At 33.4% G+C, this 25,137-nt stretch carries 27 protein-coding genes and 1 pseudogene; 17 read left to right on the forward strand and 11 right to left on the reverse strand.

The window, feature by feature from the left end:
• Nucleotides 1–141: 141 nt before the first annotated feature.
• Nucleotides 142–1,029 carry a carbon-nitrogen hydrolase gene (locus HM987_RS13470; RefSeq protein WP_179008574.1) on the forward strand — a complete coding sequence of 296 codons (888 nt, stop codon included), beginning with the start codon at nt 142–144 and terminating at the stop codon, nt 1,027–1,029.
• A 4-nt stretch (nt 1,030–1,033) separates the two neighbouring features.
• Entirely contained in the window at nt 1,034–2,071 is a 1,038-nt protein-coding gene (locus tag HM987_RS13475) for an agmatine deiminase family protein (protein WP_179008575.1), read from the forward strand.
• A gap of 23 nt (nt 2,072–2,094) precedes the next feature.
• On the opposite strand, the gene HM987_RS13480 is transcribed toward HM987_RS13475, so the two are convergent.
• Nucleotides 2,095–2,901 carry a tryptophan-rich sensory protein gene (locus HM987_RS13480; RefSeq protein WP_179008576.1) on the reverse strand — a complete coding sequence of 269 codons (807 nt, stop codon included), beginning with the start codon at nt 2,899–2,901 and terminating at the stop codon, nt 2,095–2,097.
• A gap of 350 nt (nt 2,902–3,251) precedes the next feature.
• On the opposite strand from HM987_RS13480, the gene HM987_RS13485 reads away from it, so the two are divergent.
• The 4 genes from HM987_RS13485 to HM987_RS13500 all read left to right on the forward strand — a co-directional run bounded on the left by HM987_RS13485 (nt 3,252) and on the right by HM987_RS13500 (nt 5,207).
• On the forward strand, nt 3,252–3,641 hold the full coding sequence (locus HM987_RS13485) for a hypothetical protein (RefSeq protein WP_179008577.1): 390 nt from the start codon (nt 3,252–3,254) through the stop codon (nt 3,639–3,641).
• A gap of 55 nt (nt 3,642–3,696) precedes the next feature.
• The gene (locus HM987_RS13490) at nt 3,697–4,308 is read left to right on the forward strand and encodes a GIY-YIG nuclease family protein (protein WP_179008578.1); all 612 of its coding nucleotides are present in this window, start codon (nt 3,697–3,699) and stop codon (nt 4,306–4,308) included.
• Between the two features lie 223 nt (nt 4,309–4,531).
• Nucleotides 4,532–4,864, forward strand: coding sequence for a type II toxin-antitoxin system RelE/ParE family toxin (locus HM987_RS13495; RefSeq protein ID WP_179008579.1), 333 nt, complete (start codon nt 4,532–4,534; stop codon nt 4,862–4,864).
• Nucleotides 4,865–4,874: 10 nt separating this feature from the next.
• Nucleotides 4,875–5,207 carry a helix-turn-helix domain-containing protein gene (locus tag HM987_RS13500; RefSeq protein ID WP_179008580.1) on the forward strand — a complete coding sequence of 111 codons (333 nt, stop codon included), beginning with the start codon at nt 4,875–4,877 and terminating at the stop codon, nt 5,205–5,207.
• A 157-nt stretch (nt 5,208–5,364) separates the two neighbouring features.
• Here the strand turns inward: HM987_RS13500 and HM987_RS13505 are convergent, their stop codons facing one another.
• Nucleotides 5,365–6,339: an IS110 family RNA-guided transposase gene (locus HM987_RS13505; RefSeq protein WP_179005727.1), complete on the reverse strand. Its 975-nt coding sequence runs from the start codon at nt 6,337–6,339 to the stop codon at nt 5,365–5,367.
• Between the two features lie 494 nt (nt 6,340–6,833).
• Here HM987_RS13505 and HM987_RS13510 point away from each other — a divergent pair, with 494 nt between their 5' ends.
• The 9 genes and pseudogenes from HM987_RS13510 to HM987_RS13545 all read left to right on the forward strand — a co-directional run bounded on the left by HM987_RS13510 (nt 6,834) and on the right by HM987_RS13545 (nt 14,173).
• Nucleotides 6,834–7,295: a mobile mystery protein A gene (locus HM987_RS13510; RefSeq protein WP_179008581.1), complete on the forward strand. Its 462-nt coding sequence runs from the start codon at nt 6,834–6,836 to the stop codon at nt 7,293–7,295.
• Nucleotides 7,286–7,501: a hypothetical protein gene (locus tag HM987_RS19710; RefSeq protein WP_306293665.1), complete on the forward strand. Its 216-nt coding sequence runs from the start codon at nt 7,286–7,288 to the stop codon at nt 7,499–7,501. The genes HM987_RS13510 and HM987_RS19710 overlap by 10 nt, the downstream gene beginning before the upstream one ends.
• 12 nt (nt 7,502–7,513) lie before the next feature.
• Nucleotides 7,514–7,882 (forward strand): annotated as a pseudogene (locus tag HM987_RS19715) (mobile mystery protein B); the annotation flags it as partial.
• Between the two features lie 224 nt (nt 7,883–8,106).
• Nucleotides 8,107–8,883, forward strand: coding sequence for a DUF6090 family protein (locus HM987_RS13520; RefSeq protein ID WP_179008582.1), 777 nt, complete (start codon nt 8,107–8,109; stop codon nt 8,881–8,883).
• 184 nt (nt 8,884–9,067) lie between these two features.
• Nucleotides 9,068–10,024, forward strand: a complete 957-nt coding sequence (locus tag HM987_RS13525; RefSeq protein WP_179008583.1) for a DUF6090 family protein — start codon at nt 9,068–9,070, stop codon at nt 10,022–10,024.
• Nucleotides 10,017–10,739, forward strand: a complete 723-nt coding sequence (locus HM987_RS13530) for a DUF6090 family protein (protein WP_179004105.1) — start codon at nt 10,017–10,019, stop codon at nt 10,737–10,739. The genes HM987_RS13525 and HM987_RS13530 overlap by 8 nt, the downstream gene beginning before the upstream one ends.
• Nucleotides 10,740–11,036: 297 nt before the next feature.
• Nucleotides 11,037–11,264 (forward strand): hypothetical protein, encoded by a 228-nt coding sequence (locus HM987_RS13535; protein WP_179008584.1) that lies wholly within the window; start codon nt 11,037–11,039, stop codon nt 11,262–11,264.
• 627 nt (nt 11,265–11,891) lie between these two features.
• Complete coding sequence (locus tag HM987_RS13540; RefSeq protein ID WP_179008585.1) at nt 11,892–13,229, forward strand: sensor histidine kinase; 1,338 nt, start codon at nt 11,892–11,894, stop codon at nt 13,227–13,229.
• Between the two features lie 308 nt (nt 13,230–13,537).
• Complete coding sequence (locus HM987_RS13545; protein WP_179008586.1) at nt 13,538–14,173, forward strand: hypothetical protein; 636 nt, start codon at nt 13,538–13,540, stop codon at nt 14,171–14,173.
• Between the two features lie 158 nt (nt 14,174–14,331).
• Here HM987_RS13545 and HM987_RS13550 read toward each other — a convergent pair whose 3' ends face one another.
• The 6 genes from HM987_RS13550 to HM987_RS13575 all read right to left on the reverse strand — a co-directional run bounded on the left by HM987_RS13550 (nt 14,332) and on the right by HM987_RS13575 (nt 19,467).
• Complete coding sequence (locus tag HM987_RS13550) at nt 14,332–14,955, reverse strand: LysE family translocator (protein WP_179008587.1); 624 nt, start codon at nt 14,953–14,955, stop codon at nt 14,332–14,334.
• A 196-nt stretch (nt 14,956–15,151) separates the two neighbouring features.
• Complete coding sequence (locus HM987_RS13555) at nt 15,152–15,835, reverse strand: uracil-DNA glycosylase family protein (RefSeq protein ID WP_179008588.1); 684 nt, start codon at nt 15,833–15,835, stop codon at nt 15,152–15,154.
• Entirely contained in the window at nt 15,835–16,557 is a 723-nt protein-coding gene (locus HM987_RS13560) for a hypothetical protein (RefSeq protein WP_179008589.1), read from the reverse strand. Before HM987_RS13560 ends, HM987_RS13555 begins: the two co-directional genes overlap by 1 nt.
• Nucleotides 16,558–16,671: 114 nt before the next feature.
• Nucleotides 16,672–17,430 (reverse strand): peroxide stress protein YaaA, encoded by a 759-nt coding sequence (yaaA, locus tag HM987_RS13565; protein ID WP_179008590.1) that lies wholly within the window; start codon nt 17,428–17,430, stop codon nt 16,672–16,674.
• Between the two features lie 447 nt (nt 17,431–17,877).
• Nucleotides 17,878–18,909, reverse strand: coding sequence for an RluA family pseudouridine synthase (locus HM987_RS13570; RefSeq protein ID WP_179008591.1), 1,032 nt, complete (start codon nt 18,907–18,909; stop codon nt 17,878–17,880).
• A gap of 9 nt (nt 18,910–18,918) precedes the next feature.
• Nucleotides 18,919–19,467: a PASTA domain-containing protein gene (locus HM987_RS13575; RefSeq protein ID WP_179008592.1), complete on the reverse strand. Its 549-nt coding sequence runs from the start codon at nt 19,465–19,467 to the stop codon at nt 18,919–18,921.
• A 196-nt stretch (nt 19,468–19,663) separates the two neighbouring features.
• On the opposite strand from HM987_RS13575, the gene HM987_RS13580 reads away from it, so the two are divergent.
• Together HM987_RS13580 and coaD are read left to right on the forward strand one after the other, a co-directional pair.
• Nucleotides 19,664–20,641 (forward strand): D-alanine--D-alanine ligase, encoded by a 978-nt coding sequence (locus HM987_RS13580; protein ID WP_179010060.1) that lies wholly within the window; start codon nt 19,664–19,666, stop codon nt 20,639–20,641.
• A 102-nt stretch (nt 20,642–20,743) separates the two neighbouring features.
• The gene (coaD, locus tag HM987_RS13585; RefSeq protein ID WP_179008593.1) at nt 20,744–21,199 is read left to right on the forward strand and encodes a pantetheine-phosphate adenylyltransferase; all 456 of its coding nucleotides are present in this window, start codon (nt 20,744–20,746) and stop codon (nt 21,197–21,199) included.
• Here the strand turns inward: coaD and HM987_RS13590 are convergent.
• The 3 genes from HM987_RS13590 to HM987_RS13600 all read right to left on the reverse strand — a co-directional run bounded on the left by HM987_RS13590 (nt 21,192) and on the right by HM987_RS13600 (nt 25,068).
• The gene (locus tag HM987_RS13590) at nt 21,192–21,839 is read right to left on the reverse strand and encodes a response regulator transcription factor (RefSeq protein WP_179008594.1); all 648 of its coding nucleotides are present in this window, start codon (nt 21,837–21,839) and stop codon (nt 21,192–21,194) included. The genes coaD and HM987_RS13590 overlap by 8 nt on opposite strands.
• A 44-nt stretch (nt 21,840–21,883) precedes the next feature.
• Entirely contained in the window at nt 21,884–23,938 is a 2,055-nt protein-coding gene (locus HM987_RS13595) for a tetratricopeptide repeat-containing sensor histidine kinase (protein ID WP_179008595.1), read from the reverse strand.
• Nucleotides 23,939–24,036: 98 nt separating this feature from the next.
• Nucleotides 24,037–25,068 (reverse strand): hypothetical protein, encoded by a 1,032-nt coding sequence (locus tag HM987_RS13600; protein WP_179008596.1) that lies wholly within the window; start codon nt 25,066–25,068, stop codon nt 24,037–24,039.
• Nucleotides 25,069–25,137 lie beyond the last annotated feature (69 nt).

Raw genomic sequence — 25,137 nt, forward strand, 5'->3', positions numbered from 1 at the left:
TGTTAGGTCACTCCTTTAATTCGGCGCGAAGGTACAGCTAATTAATACCAAAAGCCCTATTAAGTCAAATTATCAAACAGAAAATAATTGCAAAGTCTTATTTATTCCTATAAAAGCTATTATTTTTACAAAAAAGTAATTATGAAGCGAACGTATTCTATAGCCGTTGTACAACTAAACCTAAATAATACTCCTGAGCATAATTTAGTAAAATGCAAAGAATGGGTAACCAAAGCCGCCAAGCAAGGTGCGGAGGTGATTTGCTTACCCGAATTATACAGTAGCCATTATTTTTGCCAGAGCGAAAACGTTGAAAATTTTGCATTTGCGGAGCCTCTTTATGACACTTCTTTTGTAGCCTTTAGTGAACTGGCCAAAGAATTAGGCGTGGTTATCATCGTACCTTTCTTTGAAAAAAGAATGTCTGGTATTTATCACAATAGTGCTTATATCATAGATACGGACGGATCGGAAGCCGGACTTTATAGAAAGATGCATATTCCTGACGATCCGCATTTCTATGAAAAATTTTACTTTACACCAGGCGATTTAGGCTTTAAAACCATACCAACTAAAAAAGGTAAAATCGGGACGTTAATATGCTGGGATCAGTGGTATCCTGAAGCAGCAAGACTTACAGCTTTACAAGGAGCCGAAGTGTTATTTTATCCCACAGCAATTGGTTGGCATCCCACTGAAAAAGCCACCTATGGCACTAACCAGTATGGTGCATGGATGAATGTCATGAAGGGTCACGCCGTGGCCAACGGAACTTATGTTGCAGCTGCCAATAGAATTGGATTGGAAAAATACTTACCAGACACAAATGGTATAGAGTTTTGGGGAGCGTCTTTTATTGCTGGTCCGCAAGGCGAAATATTGGCCCAAGCCTCTCACGATAAAGAAGAAATACTTATAGCTGAAGTGAACTTAGATCTTCAAGAAGATGTACGACAAAATTGGCCGTTTTTTAGGGATAGACGAATCGATTTTTATGGTGACATTACCAAAAGAGCAATAGACCGTTAGAGCTATGAGTGCAACCCGAAGATTTCCTGCTGAATGGGAAAAACAAAAAGGAATTTTACTGTGTTTTCCCCATAATGGTAATGATTGGCCCGGAAAGTACCAAGCCATACAATGGGCTTTTGTAGAGTATATAAAAAAAATAGCCCAATTTGAAATCGTATTTCTATTAGTTGCCAATAAAGCGTTGGAGGCCAAAGTTTTGGATATGCTAGAACGTGCGCAGGTAGATATTCATAACGTCACCTTTATAGTACAAAAGACCAACCGTAGTTGGATGCGCGATTCAGGACCAATTATTGTAGAATCGTCTCCAAATACCATTGAGGCAATTAATTTCAACTTTAACGGTTGGGCAAAGTATCCTAATTATCGTTTAGACCAACATGTACCTTCTGTGATGGCGAAACATCTTGATATACCTTTAACTCAAGCAACCTATAAAGGTAAACCTATAATATTAGAAGGTGGCGCAATAGATGTTAACGGAAGAGGAACGCTGTTAACTTCGGAAGAATGTCTTTTACATCCGAGTATCCAAATTAGAAACCTTGGTTTTACTAAAATGGATTACGAAGCCATTTTTAAAGAATATCTCGGTGTCACCAATACCATTTGGTTAGGAGATGGCATTAAAGGAGATGACACTCACGGACATATAGACGATTTGTGCAGATTTGTCAATGCAGACACGATTGTTACGGTTGTAGAATATGATAAAAACGATGAGAACTACAAACCACTTCAAGATAATCTCAATCGTTTAAAATCTGCAAAATTAGAGCATGGTAAATCACCAAAAATAGTAGAATTACCAATGCCTCAAAAGTTGGAATTTGAAGGGGTTAGAATTCCGGCTAGTTATGCGAATTTCTTAATTATAAACGGCGCCGTTTTGGTACCCACCTTCAATGATCCAAACGATAGAATCGCCTTAAATCGATTAGCCTCCTGTTTTCCAGATAGAGAAATTATCGGTATTAGTAGTATTGATCTCATTTGGGGATTTGGCACACTACATTGTTTAAGTCAGCAAATCTATTAGATCATTTAATTATCTCCGTGTTTTTAATCTTTTGAAGCGTTTAAAGCCTGTTTTAGTTTTTTAAATGGGTTGGTAGCCCTATTTTGATAGCCATGTATGCCACAACAAATGAGCAGAATTGCTGCTGCAGCAAAGGCATCATATAAAATCTGGTCATTAGACCCTTTGTTGGCCATACCAATTCCGATTAATGCCCAAGCACCTACCGAAGCAAACTCCCGCATATTACGCTTCCAAAGCACATATTGGTTAATTATTAAGGCCACCACAATCATAACAATTGTCCAAGTAGTTTCTGACAATCCAAAACCATCCCAACCCAGTTTAACCAAATAACTCGAAATATTTACAATACTTGCCACAGTTACCCAACCGGAATAAATCACAAATGGCCACCAAAGGAATAATATAGTTGGAAATGGTTCATCGTCTAATTCCATACGATTATTGATTACAATTTTTAGCAATGCCATCAAAAGCAAAAAGATTAACACACAAGATAATCCTGTGAAATCATAAACCCAAGCAAACACCCAAAGTGAATTAAATATACAAGACAGCACGAACCACCACCCTGTTTTTAGAACAAAATCATCATTTGCCACACTTACAAAAAGGCTTCTGCCTTGGTAAACGACAAAGCCAAACAATAACAAGTAAATAATGCCCCAAATTGAAAAGGCATAACCAGCAGGCGTAAATAACGAATTGTAACTGTCTGATATTTCGCCAATAGTGGTGTTGTTTAAAGCACCTGTGACGGAGACGTAGTTTACGATTATAACGATGATAAAAGCGATTGCATTGGCTATTTGTAGTGTTTTTTTCAAATTAAGGTTGTTTTTATTTATTGCATCAAGTTAAGAAAAACTCTTGAAAATTGCTAGACCTTGATAATTTTCAAATTTGATGCTCTAAAATTTTTCAATACATTGGCCATGATTTGATATAAGCCTTGTGTAGCGGACTTATGTCATTAGAATTGTCATATTGAAATTATTAAATCCATCAATATATACTAATTATAGTATTGTTATCTTTACGGGATAACAGTACCTAAAAAGTTATGATATCCCTAATTATTTATGGGATATAACATATAAAAGCTATTATATAACGAGTTGCCAGTAATGTAAGAAAAACCGAAACTGAATTGAAATAACTTATAAATAAAAACAGAATGAGTATAATAATTTTTAACCGAGAAATAAAAAGATTAATATCCAAAGAAAATCATCCTGTTCTGAATTATGTGAATGAACAATTTAAGAATAATAAAAAGCACAAAAGTTATTTCGGATTTTTTGAGTCATTTCTATTTCAGTACGGAATTGTAACCGTAGGTTACTCACCTACTCTGAATGGAAATAAATATATACCTTATGTAAATTGTAAACCGAGAAATATTTTTCGTGAAGAAAAAGGGATTAGAAACTTATCAAAAAATGAGCACAGTTTGAACGAATGTCAAAAAATAATAGCTCAATATATAATTGAAAATTTGAAATGTTTAAATGTTCAAAACTTTGAAAATTGGAATCCTGAATCGAAATATGACACTGTAATCTGAAATTAAACTCAACTGTCAACCTCTTGCCAAGAATTTAAAAATATCCGCATCTTAAATGAAAATCAAATTAAACAATCAAATCATTGAATTCGATAAAATAGAATTGAATATTCAAGAGCGCAATATTGATAACATTTTTAAAAACAACAAAAAAACTTTACGATACAAATTAGATAAAGCGATAAATAATCCTAAAAATTGCTATCATCGAATCGCTGTTAAACAAAAGGAAAAATATGCCGAATATTTAAATATGAATTTTGGAGAATTTCTTTTAAAACTAAAAGAAAATGGAAATGATGATTATATCCTCTATCTTAATAAATATGGAGATAAGAAATATTGTTTCTTCAAAATCGAAAAACATTTATCCGAAAAAGGAATCTATTGCTTTATCGTCGATGATGAAATTCTATATGTTGGCAGAAGTAAAAAAACCTTCAAAGAAAGAATTAATGAATATGGTAAAATTACGGCATACAATTGTTTAAAAGACGGTCAGGCAACGAATTGCAATATTATTTCAAAAATAAATGACTATAATCAAGTCTTTATTGGTTTTTATTTAATGAGCAAAGCTTCTAACGAACAAATTATTGAATTAGAGAAGTTGATAATTAGAAATCAATTGGAAAATACAGAATTGTGGAATATTCAGAGAAATTAAACACTACTGGCAACACCGTATATAAGCTATGGCTTGGTCTGTGCTTACTTGGAAAATCCTGCGGATTTCCCAAAGCCAGTCTTTATCTGGAAAGGTTAGTGCCGCAACACGCCACATCTCATATACAATAACGTTGCCAGTAATGCGAGCGAAATCATCAAAAGTTTCCATATAATTCAACTTTTTTGTTATCTTTGCTAAAGTAAATCGACAAATAAACTGAATGAAACCAAAATTTGAAGTAATTTTTCTTGAACAAGCTATTGACTTTATGAGTAAAATAGATGCGAAAGCTAAAAAGAAAATCTACTATAATTTGGATAAAGCAAAACTCGAAAATGACCCAAAACTTTTTAAAAAACTGACAGACGATATTTGGGAATTTAGAACACTTTACCAAGGAATTCAATACAGACTTTTTGCCTTTTGGGATAAAACTGACAAAACCGAAACACTTGTTTTATCTACTCACGGAATGGTGAAAAAAGTGAGTAAAGTTCCAAAAGCACAGATTGAGAAAGCATTAAAAATTAGAGCTGAATATTTTGACGAGTAAACTTGAAATTATGGCAACGAAAAACAAAAAAATGAAAATGATGACACTTGACCAAATGAAGGACAAGGACATTGGAAAAGTTGGAACACCAGAACGTGATAAATACGAATTTGACTTAAAAATGGAAGTTCTTGGCGATATGATAAAATCTGTCCGAAAAGAGCGAAATTTAACTCAAGAGCAACTTGGCGAACTAATTGGTGTTCAAAAATCTCAAATATCTAAATTGGAACGAAATACAAAAAACGTGACTATTGAAACGATTTTAAAAGTATTTAGAGCCTTAAAAGCAAACGTCAAATTTAGTGTTGAAATGAATGATTTTGATTTTAAAGTAGCGTAAAGCACTACTGGCAACAAAGAACTGAGTTAAAATCCAAGTTTAATTTCATTTAATTTTTGCCAATAGTGTTGCTTGGCATTATTGAAGTGGAATAAATCTTTCATGGATTTATTTCCAATTCAACAAGCTATTATTAGTATCACAAGTTGATATTTTTTTAAATTAATCTCTTTCTTACCGAAACATAGTCTGGGTTATATTCCACACCAGATCTCACGATTGCAAATGCTTGGTGAATCAATTTGTTGCACACGGCCATTAATGCCAGCTTGCTGCTCTTGCCCTTACTTACAATTCTGTCATGGATTGCCTTACAGGATCTATTGTGTTTATAGGCGGACATAGAGCACATGAACATTAGGTTCCTCAGGTTTCTGTTGCCCATCTTACTTATCCTGCTGCGCCCTCTAACACTACTTCCAGAACGTTTTATCATAGGTGTGGTCCCTAAGTAACTGCACAATTGAGACGCATTGCTGAACTTACGGAACGAGTCCGTAGCAACAATCAAGAACACAGCGGTTTTGTCCCCTATCCCAGGAATACTTTTCAATAGGGTAAGCTCTCGCTGAGATGATTGCTTAACGAGCAACAGTAGTCTTTTCTCGATCTTGACTAGTTCTCTGTCAATATGTTTTTTGTCCAACAGTAATGACCGTACGACTAATTTTGAGGGTACATCTAAAACCCGCTCACCGTGTAATTTGTTCTTAGTGCTAGTTCTCCTCTTAAGATAACTGGACTTTAAACTTAGTAACTGTCTGCATTCGGATTGGACAGCACTAATTTGGTTATACAAGGGAACTTTATTGTAGATTCCGTAATCACAAATAGACTGAGCGTCACTCTTGTCCGTTTTTACCCGTGATAGTTTCATCTCAATAAAACGTTTTACCGAAAGTGGGTTTACTACGGAAACCGCTATTTCATTCTTGCAAAGAAACTGTGAAAGCCTGTAGTGATAGTAGCCAGTGGCTTCCATGACCACCAAACTATCATCTGGCAAAAGCTTCAAAAATGATCTAAAGCCATTGGGTGAATTACTAAATTGGTGGGGACCGCACTTACTGCCTTGGACATCAAATACAGCCTTACTAATGTCGACTCCGAAAGTTTCTTTATATTTATTCATAATAATTGGATTGTGAAAGAACGATCATCAATGGCACAACATCTTGAAAACGAGGTCTAGGCCTCACAGAACTGAACGTGCTATAGATGAAAAAGAGAGGGGGTTGACTTTGTTGACGAGGTTCGGTCCTCACTGTATATAATAACCTTGATCCTCTCTCTGTTTCTTTCTGGTTCATATTTAAAGTTAACTGTTTTAAGAGAAATCAAACTTAAGATGTGTATAACTCATTGCTAGTTCTAGCCTACTTACGAATCCCGATAGCTATAGGGACTCGCGGACTTTCTATCTGTGATTTATTTGCTAACTCTAGTGCTTAAACCTCGCAACTAATCTTATAAAAACACGCTGGCTTTAATTTAAATAACACCTTAAAGTAAACAGTTGAGTTTACTTTTTTTATTTTTTGTAAACATATAAATTGACTTTTTATATATTTGTAAATATAACTGTTTACATTATTTACATTTTGTAAACTTAAATATTTACAAAAAATGAGAAATACGCGAAAACTTTTAATCGAGCAATTGAACCAAAAGCTTCAACCATTCTCTCAAAGTAGAAAGGTCTTGGTCCCAGAACGTGGATGGATAAATACTATTCGAACTACTCTTAATATGACCATGGTCCAACTTGGTACCAAACTAAATATTACAAGACAAGGCGTAAAAAGAATTGAGGAAAGTGAGGCTAATGGCACAATAACACTCAATTCCTTAAAAAATGTCGCAATGGCACTAGATTTACATTTGGTATATGCACTGGTCCCAAAAAATGGGACCATGAACGACTTAATACAGAAAAAAGCAGATAAACTGGCCCAAAAAATAGTGTTACGGACCAATCAAAATATGAAATTAGAGGATCAAGGAATTGGAGATGACAAGATAGCCGAAACCATAAAGGAACTCGCTAGTGAAATAAAACGTGAAATGAGAAAGTCATTATGGGATTAGAATTCGTTTACAAAGATGGACAAACACCATTAGAAGAAGAAGAAAAGGATGGTCTTAAAATAAAATTAATTACGACTCAAGGAGAGCTCGATGAATTTGAGCAACTGAACATTGAAAAAGCTGTCGAATGGACCATTCACACAAATTTGAAACTTGAAAATATGTTGACAGAAAAGTTTATTAAAAACTTACATAAAAAAATGTAAGGCGATGTATGGAAATGGGCAGGTGAATTTAGAAGAACTAAAAAAAACATCGGAATTCCATGGACTAAAATTGGGCTTGAATTAAAAAATTTACTGGACGACACCAAATATTGGATAGAAAACAAAACCTATTCACCAGAAGAAATAGCAATTAGATTCAAACACCGAATAGTATCTATTCATTGTTTCCCAAATGGAAATGGAAGACATTCAAGAATGATGGCGGACATAATTATGGAATCAATATTTGGAAATGAAATATTTTCGTGGCATCAGTCTAATATGGTAAAAACTAACGAAATTAGAAAAGAGTATATTAATGCATTGAAAGAAGCTGACAATGGAAATGTTGAAACACTAATTGAATTTGCAAAAAACTAAAGCCAACAACGTAAATAATTTATTGCTTGGTCCTCGTCTACTTACGAATCCCGAAGTATCGGGACTCTCGGAATTTCAACCTGCCTGCCAGCAGGCAGGTATGTGATTTATTTGCTAACTTTAGTGCTTAAATACGCAACGAAATCATACACAGACACGTCGTACTTCATTATTTGAACCTCCTAATTCAATTAAAATCATATCTTTAGAGAAACTAACCTCTAATGATAAAATTCTTTCGGAAAATTCGCTATAACCTTATAGGAAATCATAAAACTGGAAAATATCTAAAGTATGCCATTGGAGAAATTGTGCTTGTGGTTATTGGGATTCTTATTGCCCTACAGATAAATAATTGGAATGAAGATCGAAAAGTAAAAAAACTAGAAGCACAGATTTACACAGAACTAAAAAGTGATTTACTACAAACTAGAAATGATATAAAAATTACAATTTCTAAGCATAGAGAAATATTTAAATCAAGTCAACAGCTTATAACTGATATCTATAATAAGAAATCAAATTCTCAAACCATTTATGAGTCATTGACAACTTCCAGTGCTGAATTTCAAATTATTCCTAAAACAAGTGCTTTTGAAAATTTAAAAAACATTGGATTAAACACCTTATCCAATGACAGTCTGCGCATTGCAATAACCAATTTATTTCAATTAAACTTAAAGCGATTAGATGATGAACTGGGCATGAAACAAGCTGAAATTAATATTACAAAGCTTATTCAACCTTTTCTATTCAAATATTTGATTGCGGATTATACTCAACCAACAAAATATGGATTTAAACATTCTGACTCTATATCTATTTACAAATTAGGAATAGATAATTACGATAAATTTTTAAATGACAACGACCTTATGAAGAGTTTGCAGTTAGCACTCTTCAATAGAGGTAAAATAATTGATGAAGAAACAGAAACTATTATGGCAATAGAAAGTGTGATGTACGGAATTGAAGAAGAACTCGATAAAATGAATAAATAACGAAAGCACAGTCGTTTATGCTTCATTTATAACAAACCACTAACACTAAGATTCCCGCTTTCTCGGGAAAAAAATATGATAAAATTCTTTAGATTATTGAAACATAATTTTGCAAAGCAAAATCAAAGGTCTGCTAGACCTTTGGTTGAGATAGCCGCAGTCGGAAAAAATACAAGTTCTAAACATGATTAAGTTTTTTAGGAAAATACGACAGCGATTACTCACTGAAAATAAATTCAGCAAATACTTTCTTTATGCCATTGGAGAAATTGTTCTTGTAGTCATCGGAATTTTAATTGCACTATCAATTAATAATTGGAATCAAAATTCTACCCGAAACAAATTAGAATTAGAAGCATTAAAAAACTTAAAAGAAGATTTTGATTTTAACCTATCAGAACTACGTCGCATCGATAGTGTAAATACAAGGAATATTAAGTCTTGTTTAATAATACTTAACCACACAGGTAAGAGATTTAAAGAAGACTTTATTTTGGAGAAATACTTAAATGAAGCTGCCGCATCGCCAGATTATGTTGCCAAAAACGGATTTTTAAATGATTTAGTCAGTTCTGGCAACCTTGGCTTAATCAAAAATAATGCTTTACGTAACCTTTTGTCTTCTTGGCCTACCATATTAGATGAATTAACGTTAAGAGAATTAGCTTCAGAGAAATCTGATTTTGCATTGATTGATTTTATTATGAAAAATGGCAGTTGGTTGAATGTCGATGAAGTCATTGGTTTCAATAACAGCTTAAATATAAAATTGCCACAATCGGGCTTTGATATTGACAACAAACAAATGCTAAAATTACCTGAATTTGAAAATAGAATAGAAAACCAAATAATGTTTTTCAACATAGTAAAGGACAGATATAAGGATTGTATGGACTTGAACATGGAAATTATTCAACTTTTAGAATCTGAAATAAAAGCAAAAAATAACGAAAGCACAACACCGTTTATGCTTCATTTTTACAAACCACTAACACTAAGATTTCAGCTTTCTCGGGAAATAAATATGATGAAATTCTTTAGATTATTGAAACATAATTTTGCAAAGCAAAATCAAAGGTCTGCTAAACCTTTGGTTGAGATAGCCGCTTGTGGAAAAAACAAAAGCTCTATACATGATTAAGTTCTTTAGAAAAATACGACAGCGATTACTCACTGAAAATAAATTCAGCAAATACTTTCTTTATGCCATTGGAGAAATTTTACTCGTTGTTATTGGAATTTTAATTGCATTGCAAATTAACAATTGGAATGAAGTTCAAAAGGGCAAAATGAAAGCTACCTCTATTTTGAAAGAAATTCGTTCAGATATGTTTAAAGATTTAGAGTTAATAGAAGAATTAAAGCCTTATTGGGGAAGAGAGATTATGTACTTTAAAAAGGTTTTACCCTCATTTAATCCTCGAAAAGAAATAGCTTCCTTCGAAGGCTTTGATACAATTAGCAAAATATCTTATCCGGAGTTATTTGGGTATGATATGCCCTTTCGGTCAAACACGAGTGCCTATGATGCAATGATTGCTGATGGCAATTCTGATCTTATAATAAATGACACCCTATATTCAAATATTCAAAGGTTTTATACTTTTAATGCACCTACTAATGAAAATCTATTTAAAATCTTGAGGCAGGAATCCTCTGATTTAAAATATAAATATTCTCATATAATAGCTTATAAGCCTTATAAAAACATTAGTGATGTAACTGATGAGTATTTAATTGCGGATCTTAATATTTATTTTGAGTCAAAGAATTTTTATTATTGGAGAACATTTGTAATAAACGAAGAAAGCCTTAAGGATATTATTTCTCAAATTGACAAGGAATTAGAACCATAGCTAAAAAAATAACAAAAGCACAACAATGGCTTTCACTAATTGCTAGTTAAAGCCTATTTACGAATCCCGAAATATCGGGACTTGCGGACTTTATAACTGCCTACCGGCAGGCAGGTCTGGGATTTATTTACTAACTTTAGTGTTTAGACACGCAACGAAATCATACAAAACAACGTTACATTTATTGCTCCGGACAGAAAAAGAGAACTTTAAGAAGAAAAACTCCTCAAACTCGGACTTCTAAAAGTGACTCAGAATGTTTGATTTTAGTAAAAAAATAAATAAGTTTACAGTTGATTGGAGCAAACTCAAAAAGGAAAGGAGAATTTATTAAATATCAAATATAGATACAAAATGAATATTGCGAGAATTACAGGATTAGTACTTTTTATATTAGGAATTTGTATGATCTCTTTGGTAGAAAATGAAAAATTTGATTTTCTTTCTGGAATTCTATTAGGTTTAGGGTTAGGATTAACTGTTATCGGTAGATTCAAACGGCGTAAAAGTATCTTGAAAAATTAATAGCGGATACTAAGAAATCACATCTAACTCTTGAATCTTACAAGTAAAATGCTGAATAAGAAATAAAAAAATGAGCGGCAAATCTCTAGCACTTTCTCAGGCGTGTCGCAACATAAGGTAACATCGGTTAAAGAAAATCGTTTAGGTTTAGCTAAAATCCTATATTTTAGAAATCTAAATTAAACCTGGTTAAGCCTACAAGTTAATTCTTCCCTACGCGCTACTTCCCTTAAACGTAACCGTCCAAGATCAAATCCGGTACGGGACATCCTTTACAAAGTTAAAGGTACAAAACTTACTTACAGAAGGAAAAAGGGAAAAGTATTTTACATTTGCTATTGGCAAAATTGTGCTTGTAGTTATCGGTATTTTGATTGCTTTATATTTGAGTAATTACAAGGACCTAAGAAAAAAGCTAATGATAGATAGAAAAGGCTTTAAAAAAAAGTAAGCATATTTGAAAATATGGGGATGTGTTTTTTTAATCTCAAAAGGTTTGCACTTTAACTTATTGAAACAAGTAAGCACCCAATAACGAAGTGAAGAGTAAAATTTAGGGGAAGGTAAAAACAGCTTGAATCTGATAATAAATCAGCATGCCTTTTACATTAAAATAACGAAGAATTAATGAAAGAATTATGGAACAAATACAAGGGTACGATTCGAAGAAACTGTAACCTGACCACTACGGATTCTGAGCATGGAATAAATTATTGGAGAAACAGTCTGTTTTCAACTACTATTATAATGGTTTTGCCTCTTTGTCTTATTGCTTTTATTCCTTCTTTAGTATTAATTACCTATGAGAATAAGGAATACATAACAATAATACATATTTTGACGATTGGTGTCATGTGTTTTATCGCTTTTACTCCCAGAGTGAGAATAACGGTGAGGAAATTGATGTTTTCAAGCACTGTATTTATTTTTACTATCATGTTAAACGTTTTTACTTCCCCCTCCTCTGGTTCAGTTTTAGTCTACTTTTTGGCAGCTTGTATTTACTCCATCATCATTTTTGATAATAAGTATGCCTATTGGTGGAGCCATATTGTGTTATTTATTTCAATCTTGTTTGGTTTCGCTATATATTTTGAGCTAATGGACTTTAGTCATAATGTTGATATGGTCTCTGTTAACGAGTGGGCGGCCGTTAGCTCCAACCTAGTCTTTCTTTGTTACCTTTCATCAGCACTGATCCCACAAATATTCATCGGAATTGAAAACTATAATAATGAGCAAAAAAGATTAAAAACGGAGCTTGAAAAAAATAAAACGGCTCTGGAAGCTAAAAATAAAGAGTTTGAGCAATATGCTTACGTTGCTTCCCACGATCTGCAGGAGCCTTTAAGAATGGTATCTAGCTTTATGAATAAATTGAGTACAAAATATGGCGATCAGCTGGATGATAGAGCCAAGATGTACATGGAATATGCCGAAAATGGTGCAGTGCAAATGAAGCAGATTATTTTGGATTTATTAGATTTTTATAGGGCTGACAAACCCTCTGAGCAAATCGAACTGGTAGATCTAAACGAGTTACTAAAAAATTACCTTGAGCTGAGAAAAGAAACCATTTCTGATACCTCCGCAAAAATCAATTACACAACGTTACCGAAAATAGAAACAATTAAACCTTTAATAACCCAAGTCTTCTACAATATTTTAGACAATGCTTTAAAATATACTAATAAAGACACTTCTCCTTTAATTAACATTATAGCTTACGAACAGGATACACATTGGAAGTTTTCTGTTTCGGACAACGGAATTGGAATTGACCCCCAGTTTTTTGATAAAATATTCCAACTCTTCCAACGACTTCACAATAGGAATGAGTACCACGGTACTGGTATAGGGTTGTCTTTAGTAAAACGAAGTATTGAATTTATGGGAGGAAAGATATGGCTTGAATCTAAACTTGGCGTGGGTTCTACTTTCTATTTTACCATTCAGAAAAACTAAATGATGAAAATTATTTTTTCAATAATCGTTTTGCATACAGGCAACAAAGTTCAAAAATTTCAATTGAAGAAAAGTGAATAAATAAAAATGAACGGACAACACCATATTTAATATATTGCTGGTTATAGGCTACTTACGAATCCCGAAGTGTCCGGACTCTCGGATTTTCTACCTACCTGCCGGCAGGCAGGTCTGTGATTTATTTGCTAAATTTAGTGCTTAAACACGTAACGAAATCGTACACGAGACCGTCTGAAGTTAGGCAGCATTTGAATAACAACTAAATAAACTTCTTAACATAAATTCCAATGAAGAAAATAATTTATAAAGATGAGCAAGAAGCAATAATTAGAGAGATAGAATTGCCTTTTGACGAATACTATTCTGAACCAAATGATATTAAAGGGAAATACAAAACACGAGAAATCTATAAAAATGAAAAACTGAACGAGTATACTATTTTCTACAAAGGCAATAAAAATCGAATCGAAATACTCACCTATTTAAATTTACAAGACATAAAAATTGCTATAGGACAGCGAGAATACATAGGTGAATTTAGACATGAAAAGCTGTATCACTATAACAGTAATAAAATTTTAGAAACTATCATCAATTTAGTTTATGACAACGAAAACAATTTGATAGTTTCAAGTTTTACTGATGATACTATAAATGAAACACCATATTGGAATGGAACTTCAAAATACTACTATGACAAAACAATTAGGACAAATGACCCTTTATTTGAATGTTATTATGACGATGATGGAAAGTTAATTCCAATTACGATTGACATCGAAGAATTAGGTTTGGAAGACCATGATGGCACATGGATTTATACTGATGAAGATGGAATTAACGAATTAATAAGAATATTCAAAATGCCGAAAGCATTAGCAGAATTTTATGTGAGTTCGGAAATTATACCGAAAAAGCGTTAACAAACATCCTAATATAACATATAAAAACAAGTCAAATTTACTCATAAAAGCCTAGTTTTTTTTAAGAACCTAATGTATGTTCAATTGACACCTATCACTGTATCAAATAACTTCAATGTTAAGTGCTCACAATTTTCAAAATGTAGTTGTATTTTTTATTATTTCAAAAGCAAATAGATTAAGTTACCAATACCAACCACACCAGTAAGGCAACCTATAATGAAGTCCATTTTAGTAGCAATATACGTCAACTTATGTTCAATTTTACTTGCGACTGTAGCATATACCGCATATAGAAAAAAGGAACCCAAAGTAGATCCAATTGAAAAGTATAAACTATTTTGTAACGAGTATTCAAAAAACTCTAATCCTATTAAAAAGGAGATTGTGGTAAAGTAAAACGGAATGGCGATCATATTAAGCGATGACATTACAATACCATGCACATAGGCTTTGGATTTCTCAATTTCTACTTTTTTCTCCTGTTTGTCGGATGTAAAGTGCAATCTAAAAAAATTAATGGACAGCAGAATCAATATTCCTGTTCCCACTTTTTGAATCAGCGTGATGTATTCTGAATTTTCCATTAAAATACTGGAGAAATAAGCCCCAATATTCGCTTGAAAAAACAACACGGTAGCATAACCGCCAATGAGAAAGTAGGCCGATTTTCTGCCACTTTTTAAACTGAATTTTACAACAGTCATATTTAAAAAACTAGGTGTGATACTGCCCAAAGAAGCAACAACAAAGCCTAAGAGCAAACAGGTAATAAATGTCATATAGTATATCTTAACACAAATAAACAGTTTAAGGCATCAATAGTTTACTGCATTTACTATTTAGTTTGGCTCGAATGGATTTAAAAATTTTCGTTGGTATTAACTTAAAAGATTTGGGAGATGAGGGGAAAATTGACGGAAGACGGATGACTGAAGACGGATGACAGAAGACGGATGACTGAGGACTGAGGACTGACTAAAAGAATTCAGAATACTGCATCACCCTAAAATCAAAGGTGTTGAAATCGGGATTTTTGGCCTTGAGTTGTTTGTATAAAGGCAATCTGCTAATTGACATATTTGCCGCTCCAGAACCTGAGGTTAGAGAAACGGTTTTTATGGTTCTTAATTTTTTAGATGCTTCGTGTTGCCCAGAATGACATAGTGAGAATTTATGAATTCTTGGCACTTCATTGTTCACCAATTCTAGTTTTAGATTGTACTCCTTGAGGTGTTTTCTAAAAAAGTATTCTGGGCCGTTTTTACTATTGCCTCCAGTAAATAAAATCGTTTCTATATGGGAATATTGTTTTAAATATCCGACCACATCCCTTAGTTTTATATTCTGCATACCCAAATCTGACGCATCTATTTTTTCACGTTCTGCACTTTCTACGATGTCACATATGCCTATTTTGTTTTCCTGTAAAAACGTTTTACGTTGGTCGATGGCTTCTTGGGAATTATCGAAACGTAAATTTAGATTATGGATTTTATCTATAAACAACCACAGCGAATTGTAATAGCTACCATAGCAAAAATCGACATCTTTTTCCAATAAATCTCCTGTTGAAAATCTTGGTGGTGGCAAGGTACCGACAATCAGTTTTTTAGTATCCTTTTGAATGAAAGGCTCGTATGGATGTTGGTGTAAAAACATTACAACGTTTTTAGCAATCGCTCAACCTCAACAATAGTGTTTCTGTAAATACGTCTGTTCGGTTTGGTCATGTTTTGGGATTCTGCGTAAATCTGTTCCAACAAGGCCTTACCTTCATCAACACGATTATTTTCTATGTAAAATTTTGCCAATTCTAAACGTTCATTATAATTAGAATACGGTCGGTCAATTTGCTTTAATTGTACTTCTGCCTGTTCTACTTTTCCTAATTCCTTTAAAGCCAAACCGTAAAAAAACTGTTGCTCAGAACCTTTAAATTCTGTTTTGCTTTGTATGGCTTCAGCATGCTCAACCACTTTAACATAATCCTTTAGCCGAAAGTAACAAACGATCAATTGTTGCCGAGCAAATAAATCATCTTGCACTGTATCTTCTAGCGTCTTCTTATAATTGACTATGGCATTAGGTATATCTTTGTTCTGTATATAAGCCTCAGCCAATTCCATTCTGTTGGCATACGTATCAGAAAACGCAATTTTCTTTTCTAAATCTCTGATTTTCTTGGTAGGATTGATAATGGATGTAATTTCATCTTGAATCTTATCCGCATCATTTTTATTATAAACTTGGGTAATAATATAAATTACAGAACCAATAACAGGAATGAAAAATATAAGAAAATACCAATAATAAGGTTTATGGTTTTTGTACACATGATAAATACAAAACGCCTGAAGGGCAACAATTAAATAGTAATACATGAAAGATGGTTAGAATTCTAAATATACTAACTTTTTAAGACTCTGAAATTAAGAATTAGCAGAAACAACAAACTAAAGACCTTTCAAGTTTTAAAAACCTAAAAGGTCTGAAAATCATCGCGTAAATACCAATTCATTCTCAGAAGATAATTCTTCACTGAACCCATAATTCTCGTGATTAAACCCTTTTATATCGTCAATGGTCTTGGCATTTGTGTCAATAATATATCTCGTCATTAATCCTCTAGCAACCTTGGCATAAATCGCTATAATTTTATACTTACCATTTTTAAATTCTTTAAACGCCACATTCACTACAGGCACTTTTAAGGCTTTTGTATCGATAGCTTTAAAATACTCGTTACTCGCCAAATTTAGGAACAGTTCATCATCTTCCAGTTCGTCGTTTAAAGCCTTTGTCACTTTATTATTCCAGAATTCGTAAAGGTTTTTATTGTTTCCCACTGCCATTTTCGTACCCATTTCCAATCGGTATGGTTGAATTAAATCCAAAGGCTTTAAAATACCATATAATCCTGAAAGAATTCGGACGGTATCCTCAACTTTATCCAGTTTTTTGGTATCAATGGTATATGCATCCAAACCTCTATAAACATCGCCACTAAAGGCATAAATGGCCTGCCTTGAATTGGCTTTTGTAAATGGCAATTCCCAGTCTTGATTACGCTCGTAGTTTAATTCTGCCAAATTATCTGAAATGCTCATGAGTTTAGATAAACTCTTAGGAGATTTCTTTTTTAATAATTTATTTAAGCGTTCGGCTTCTTCCAAGAAACGACCTTCTGTTGCTTTTGTCGTTGGCAGTTCGGTTTCGTAATCCAAGGATTTTGCTGGTGATAGTACTAGTTTCATACAACTTCCTGCGAAAGCAGGAATTTCATTTAAGGTTAAACAATTTTCTATAGTTTTCTTATTGTAAAAATACAACCTAAAATAAAGAGTATCAAACATTCGTGAGAACGAATATTGATAGTGTTATAATTGATGCCTATTGCAATGTTAAAACACGTCTCCAATATATGATTCAATAAAGTTTTTACTTCATGCACTTAAACAAGTATTAGCTTCGGAATGAGACACCTGCTTCCGCAGCTATTTGCGTTAAGGATGGAAATGGCATCCTTTTTTTGCAATGGCTGAGCAAAGACGAAGCCATTACAAAAAAAGATATAATGGACAGCCTGACTCTACGTAGCTTAAGCGGAGTGGAGTAACGCCCAAAAAAAGTGAATATATAGTTCTAGGCTAGCCCTAAAGCTCGTGATTTTACGACTTATAGATTCCTGCTTTCGCAGGAATTTAGACGTGCTTAGCATAGTGCCGCCACTTCTCTATACATTGCTGCATATCTTCAGGAATTTCAGATTCAAATTTCATAAATTCTCCTGTGGTAGGATGCACAAATCCCAGTGTTCTGGCATGTAAGGCTTGTCTTGGCAGAATCTTGAAACAGTTATCTACAAATTGCTTGTATTTGGTAAAGGTGGTGCCTTTTAAGATGCGTTCGCCGCCATAACGTTCATCATTAAATAAGGTATGTCCAATATGTTTCATATGGACACGAATTTGGTGCGTGCGACCAGTTTCGAGTTTACAGCTCACTAAAGTGACGTAACCCAAACGCTCCAAAACTTTGTAATGGGTCACGGCTGGTTTACCTTTTTCTTCTTCGTCTTCCAAATAAACTGTGTTCTGTAACCTGTTTTTTGGGTGACGGCCAATATTGCCTTCAATGGTGCCTTCTTCAGCTTCTATGTTTCCCCAAACCAACGCTACATATTCGCGTTCGCTGGTTTTTTTGGCAAACTGATTCGACAGATGTGCCATGGCTTGTTCGGTTTTGGCAACCACCAATAATCCGCTGGTATCCTTATCGATACGATGCACTAAACCAGGTCGTTCACTTGAGTTATTAGGAAGGTTTTCGAAATGAAAAATTAAGGCATTTATTAAAGTTCCGGAATAGTTACCATGTCCTGGATGTACCACCATTCCTGCGGGTTTGTTGACCACCAATAAATCATCATCCTCGTAAACCACATCGATGGGAATATCTTCTGCAATTAAAAGATTCTCGTGTGGTGGATGCTCAAACTTAACAGTAATATAGTCGTTTGGTTTTACTTTATAATTCGATTTTACAGGAACATCGTTTACAAAAATACTACCATCTTTTGCCGCAGCCTGAATTTTATTACGTGTGGCATTTTCAATGAAATTCATTAAGTATTTATCGATACGAAGTGGCTGTTGACCTTTGACGACCCTAAACGCGTGATGCTCGTACAATTCGTTGTCGTCGTCTTCGGAAAAATCTGGAATATTTGGCATGGTTGTGAATTAAAGTTTACCATTACCAACAACCAAGTCTATCTTGGACGTCAATGGCAATAATGCACCTGGTTTTAAGGGTTTACCTTTATGGGACATGGACATTACGCCTTCTCCTATAGCATCTTTGTATGTGATCTCACCAATTTCAAATTCCAAAGCTTCCAATTGTGGTTTTGCCTGTCTAAAGGTTCGTTTTAAGATATTTGGCACTTCAACTTTGCGATAACCTGAAGGGTTTAAGATTAAATAAATTTTTCTATTTTCCTTAACCTGAGAACCTGCTTTAGGATTTTGTTCTATTACAGAATATTTTGGGTATTTGGGATTATAATTTGCAGAATCTTGGATTTCCATAGCCAAATCGTTGTCCTTCAATTCTATTCCTACGGTTTCCAAAGATTTACCTTTTAAGTCTGGCACAATTACAAATTCGCCATGATTGGTAGAAATATTTAACCATTTTAAAATAATAAAACACAAGACCACAACAGCTACAATGGCCAATGCTATTTGTTTAAAAAAAACTTTACTGGTAAGAAACTTAACAAAACTCATATGCAAATAATTGTTGGCAAAACTAAGAAATTATAGTGGTATTATAACGTTGTACTCACAAAATACGTATGTTTTATAAATTTAGATTATCGGAACATCTAATTCAAAATTACAAATGCAAACAATCAAAATAAATTATACTTTTACGGTACGACTATTTTTAATTTAAAAGACACCCATATTCGTGGGCACTATGATGAAAAAAAATATTGCAATAATAATGGGTGGCTATTCTAGCGAATATAAGATTTCTTTAAAGAGCGGCAACGTCGTTTTTGATGCGCTAGATAAAAACAAATACAATGCGTATCGTATTCATATTTTTAAGGACAAATGGGTTTTTGTCAATAATTTGGATGAAGAATTTGACGTTGATAAAAATGATTTTTCGGTTTTGGTGAATGAAACCAAAATAGAGTTCGATTGTGTATTTAATGCCATTCATGGCTCGCCTGGTGAAGATGGCTTTATGCAAGGCTATTTTGAATTGTTAGGCATGCCACAAACCAGTTGTGCTATGTATCAGGCCGCTTTAACCTTTAATAAGCGCGATTTGTTAGCGACTTTAAAACCCTATGGCATTAAAACGGCCGAGAGTTATCCACTTAATCTTGGTGATTCCGTTGATGAAGATGCGATTATCGCTAAAGTGGGCTTACCGTGTTTTGTAAAGGCCAACAAAGCTGGAAGTAGTTTTGGAATCTCTAAAGTTTATAAAAAAGAAGCGCTTCAGGCTGCGATTAACACTTCATTTAAAGAAGATAACGAAATCATTATCGAACAGTTTTTAGACGGTGTTGAAGTGTCGGTTGGTGTCATTTCCTATAAAGGCGAAACGCTTGTTTTACCTATTACTGAAATCGTTTCTGAAAACGATTTTTTTGATTACCAAGCTAAATATGAAGGTAAATCCCAAGAAATTACGCCTGCAAGAATTTCTGAAGATTATGCGACTAAAGTGACATCCGAAGCGAAAAGAATTTATGAAATTCTAAAAATGAAAGGGTTTTCCAGAAGTGAATTTATCTTTAAGAATGATCAACCTTACTTGCTTGAAGTGAATACGGTTCCTGGTTTGACCAAAGAAAGTATTTTACCGCAACAAGCCGCCAAAGCCGGCATTAGCTTGAAGGATTTGTTTGGGAACGCTATAGAGGAAGCGTTGAAGAATTGACGATTTTTGAATTACGATTTTTGAATGCATCACTCAATTCATTAATTCTTATCTTTGTTATAGAAACTAATAAGAGAATTACTTCTTTCGCAGAAAACAGATATGAAACGAGCATTATTCCCAGGATCTTTTGATCCTATTACAAATGGACATTACGATATTATACAGCGTGGCATTAAATTATTTGATGAAGTGATTGTTGCCATCGGTATCAATGCCGAAAAAAAATATATGTTTCCTTTAGAAGAGCGAAAAGCCTTTATTGAAAAATCGTTTGAAAATGAACCTAAAGTAAAGGTCGTCACCTATGAAGGTTTGACCATCGATTTTTGTGATAAAATTGATGCACAGTTTATTCTTAGAGGACTAAGAAATCCTGCTGATTTTGAATTTGAAAAAGCGATCGCCCATACCAATAGAAAATTGTCTAAAATTGAAACCGTATTCTTATTGACAGCTGCAAAAACCTCCTTTATTTCTTCTTCTATTGTAAGGGATGTGATTAGAAATCATGGCGATTATACACAGCTTGTTCCTGATAGTGTTAGGGTTAAATAATATTGTTCCGTCTAGCTTTCTGAACCGCATCCAATTTATTATGAACCTGAAGTTTGCGATACATGTTTTCTATATGTTTTCTTATAGTTCCTGTTGAAAGAATAAGGTTTTCCGCAATAGCATTATAACTTAAACCTTTACTTAATTGTTCCAAGACATCGATTTCACGTTCGGTAAGTTTTATTTGCTCTTTTTCTTCATTATTTTCAACAAACGGATTCCGTAATAATTTCAAGGTTTTTAGAGCAATTGAAGGATTCATAGCTGCACCACCATTTAAGGTGTCCAAAATACCGGAATGTAAATCACCTGCATTTATTTCCTTTAACAAATAGCCATCGGCTCCAGCCTTAATGGCATTAAAAATGTTTTCGTCATTATCAAATACGGTGAGCATAATAATTTTAATTTGTGGATATTTTTGCTTCACTTGTTCTGTAGCTTCAATACCATTTAGTGTTGGCATTTCAATATCCATCAAAATTAAATCTACGCTATTATTTTCATCGAGCTTTTCCAACAAGTCCTGCCCATTCGTAGCGACGAACTTTACTTCTAAATCTTCAAAAAAAGACAACTTCTCCGCTACTGTTTTTATGAGGAAATTGTTATCATCTACTATGGCTATTCTTGTTTTCATATTCATTTCCCATTTAAAAGTGTTCCATTGAATTTAATCTTAGTTTATAAATTGAGGGAAATTGTTGTGCCCCTGTTTTTATCCGATCTTACAATTAAGTTACCATTCATTTCCATGGCTCGTTTTTTCATGTTTTGAATGCCATTGCCTAATGCCACTTTAGTTTCATCAAACCCTTTGCCATCGTCAGTAATCTCAATTTGCATTTGTTTATTAACTTTACTAATAACGATATTTATGTCAGAAGCTTCTGCATATTTGAGTGTATTGTTAATGGCTTCTTGAATGATTCTATAAATATTCATGCCTTCTATGGAGGTAAATGTTTTATTAATTCCATCTTCAACCTTGAAATTGAAGGTAATATTATGAGACGCTAAATCAGCTTTATCGATAAAGTTTGAAATTCTGATTTGTAAATCTTCAAATGTAATTTCACTTTTATTCATGGCCCAAATCGTATCTCGAAGTTCATAAATGGTACTTGACGCAAAATTGCTAATGGTACTGAGTTTTGTATTTAATTTTTCATCATTAATCTCAAAAGCATATTTCAAATTATCAATAGATGAAATTATAAATGTGAGTTGAGCTCCAATATTATCATGTAAATCCCTACTGATTCTTAAGCGTTGTTCTTGTAATTTGTTTTGGGTTTCTATTTTTATTAAGGCGTCTTTGAGTTCATTTTCTTTTTGTAACTGCTTGTTCTTTAATTCTTGTTGATTATAAATGAGATAACCTATAAGACTTAGAATCACAGCCAAACCAATAAGCCCAAAAATCTGATAATTACGTTCTTGAATGATCAGATCACTTTCAGCAATTTTGGCGCGTTGCAAAAGAATCTCAGTTTCTTTTTTTTCGGTTTCGTATTTAATCTCTAAATCCGCAATTTTTTCCGCATTTGTTTCTGAAAAAATAGAATCTTTTAAGTTCGTAAATTTGGATCTATGTGCTCTTGCCGTTTCAAAATCATCTAACATATAGTGGCTTTCTGCACTTGTTAGATAAAGGTCCGCAGCAACCAGTTCGGTTTCAGGATATTTTTCAACCAGCGAAAACCCTTTATTTAAATACATTTTTGCCAATTTTGGTTGATTGGTTTCATTATATAGGGTCGCTATATTATTGTAAGTGGATAAAAGGCTTTTTTCATCTGCATTATAGCCTTCGGCTCTTTCCAACGCTTTTAAATAGGTTTGTAAGGCTAATTCTAGCTCAGTTTTTTCAGAGTAGGCATTTGCCAAATTATCCAAAAGCCTATAATACTCCATTAAATTTTCTTTTCGTTTGGCCAATGCTATACCTTTTTTGTAGGTAGAAATGGCTTCGTCAATTCTTCCTAAGTCCTTTAGGTTGATACCAATATTATTTAATGAGGCGATTTGCTCATTTTCCATATTATATTTTTCCCTAATCGCTAAGGCCTTCTTATGATAGTTTAGAGCTTTTTTACTAAGGTTCATTTCTTGATAAATAAGCCCTATATTATTCAAAGCTATGGCACTAGAATCTTCACCACTGTCAGTTGCTTCATCCATCTTTAAGGATTGGAAGAAGTAATCTAGAGCAATCTCGTAGTTTCCGAGATTCCAATTTAACATTCCGAGATTGTTAATGCACATGGATTCTATTTTTTTAAAGCCATAATCCTGACTCATCTTTAGAGCTTTTTTATAATAAAATTTCGCTGAGTCGGATTGTCCTGTGACATCCATATAAATACCGTGCACATTTGTCAACTCGTTTAGCCCAAAATTAAAATCAGCTGCCTTTGCAAGTTGTTTTCCTTCGTTAATCACCTTCAAAGCTTTTTCTGTATCATTAAAAATATAACTGAAAGCAAGTTTGTTGTACATTCTAATTTTAACTGAATCATTTTCAGTTTTCTTGGCAACGGTTAGAAGACTATCTAAGTTTTGGGAAAATCCGAAAATTGGAAAAAGACAAATTAAGGCAATGAGGATAAGTTTTGTATTCATATTGAAACCTGACAAAAGCATCAAGTACAGTCTGTGCTTTAAAACAGAAAACGTATTTGATGCTTTTTTAAACATATTGATTAATAGCATTTTAATATAAGAAGATATTTTCATCCTACGTTGCTTTTTCGCTAAATTGAAATTTTAAGAGGTTAAGCGCTATTACTAACAACTGCAATAAATTACAAAACAACCCTTAACAACAAGATTTATCACCTCGATTTGTCTAAAGCAATAAATTTTTTCAAGCCTGTAATTAAATCGTCAGACATTCTTGAGGTTACTGTATCCAATCCTTCTAAATACCACTCCTCAAATTCCCCACTTTTTTTATCCAATTCCGCAATTTCAAATGGTTCTACTTCAAAATAAACGGAACTGAAGCTTAACCCATCGCGGTATTTATTCATCATTCCTGCACCAATTACGCCTTTGAATTCTTTACTTGTATCATCATCAATTGGCCCAACCAAAGCTGTTTCAATGCCGTGAAGCATCAAACTTTTACCTCGATTCTCCAAACTCACATTAATGGTGATTACCAATACCGCGTCTAATTCTAGATCTTCTGCTATCAATCCTACTGAGGCAGGTGCTTTAAAGTCCGATGAAACTAATTTTGCGCTTAACGGATAAAATTCATATCCCGTTGCAGACAATGAGCCTTGAACCTCTAAATCCTTCTTAGTGAAAAATTTATTCAATTTTTGCAAGGACTTAGATAAACCACTTAATTCTACTTTATTTACACCTTCTTTATAAATATTTGTTTTTTCTTCATTAGTTAAGTAGTCTTTTGGTTCTAGTAAAGAAATGTTCTCTTCCTCAAATTTAGTTTTTAAAATGGGTAACATATTATCGAGAAACTTGTCTGCAACAATATTACTTCCTGAAGCTGTTAAATAATGTTTTGAATATAATGTTGTAGTGGTTGTTGAGAATGATGTCCTAGTTGTTGATTTGCTTATTTTAGTTATGGATTTATCCCAAATCTGCATCGTTAAAACCCCTATTTTTTTCGGGTTAGGTAAATTATCTTCAGATAATAAATCTTCATTTAGTAACCCTTTAAGCTGATCAATCCAGGTACTATTGTTTTTATAGCTTTTAACTAATTTATCCCATTTTCTGTCTTTCAATTCTGCTAAATCTTGAATAGATTTTTGTGCATCAATAGGGCTTGACATTCCTAAAAAAAATATAGCTAAAGCTGTAAAACGTAGTTTTTTATATAATGATTTCATAAGAATTGTATTTTAATATTGATTTTTTTCGCCCAAAATGATAGTCATAATAAAGTTCTTAAAAATTTT

It is taken from the genome of Winogradskyella forsetii, from assembly GCF_013394595.1.
Taxonomy (GTDB): domain Bacteria; phylum Bacteroidota; class Bacteroidia; order Flavobacteriales; family Flavobacteriaceae; genus Winogradskyella; species Winogradskyella forsetii.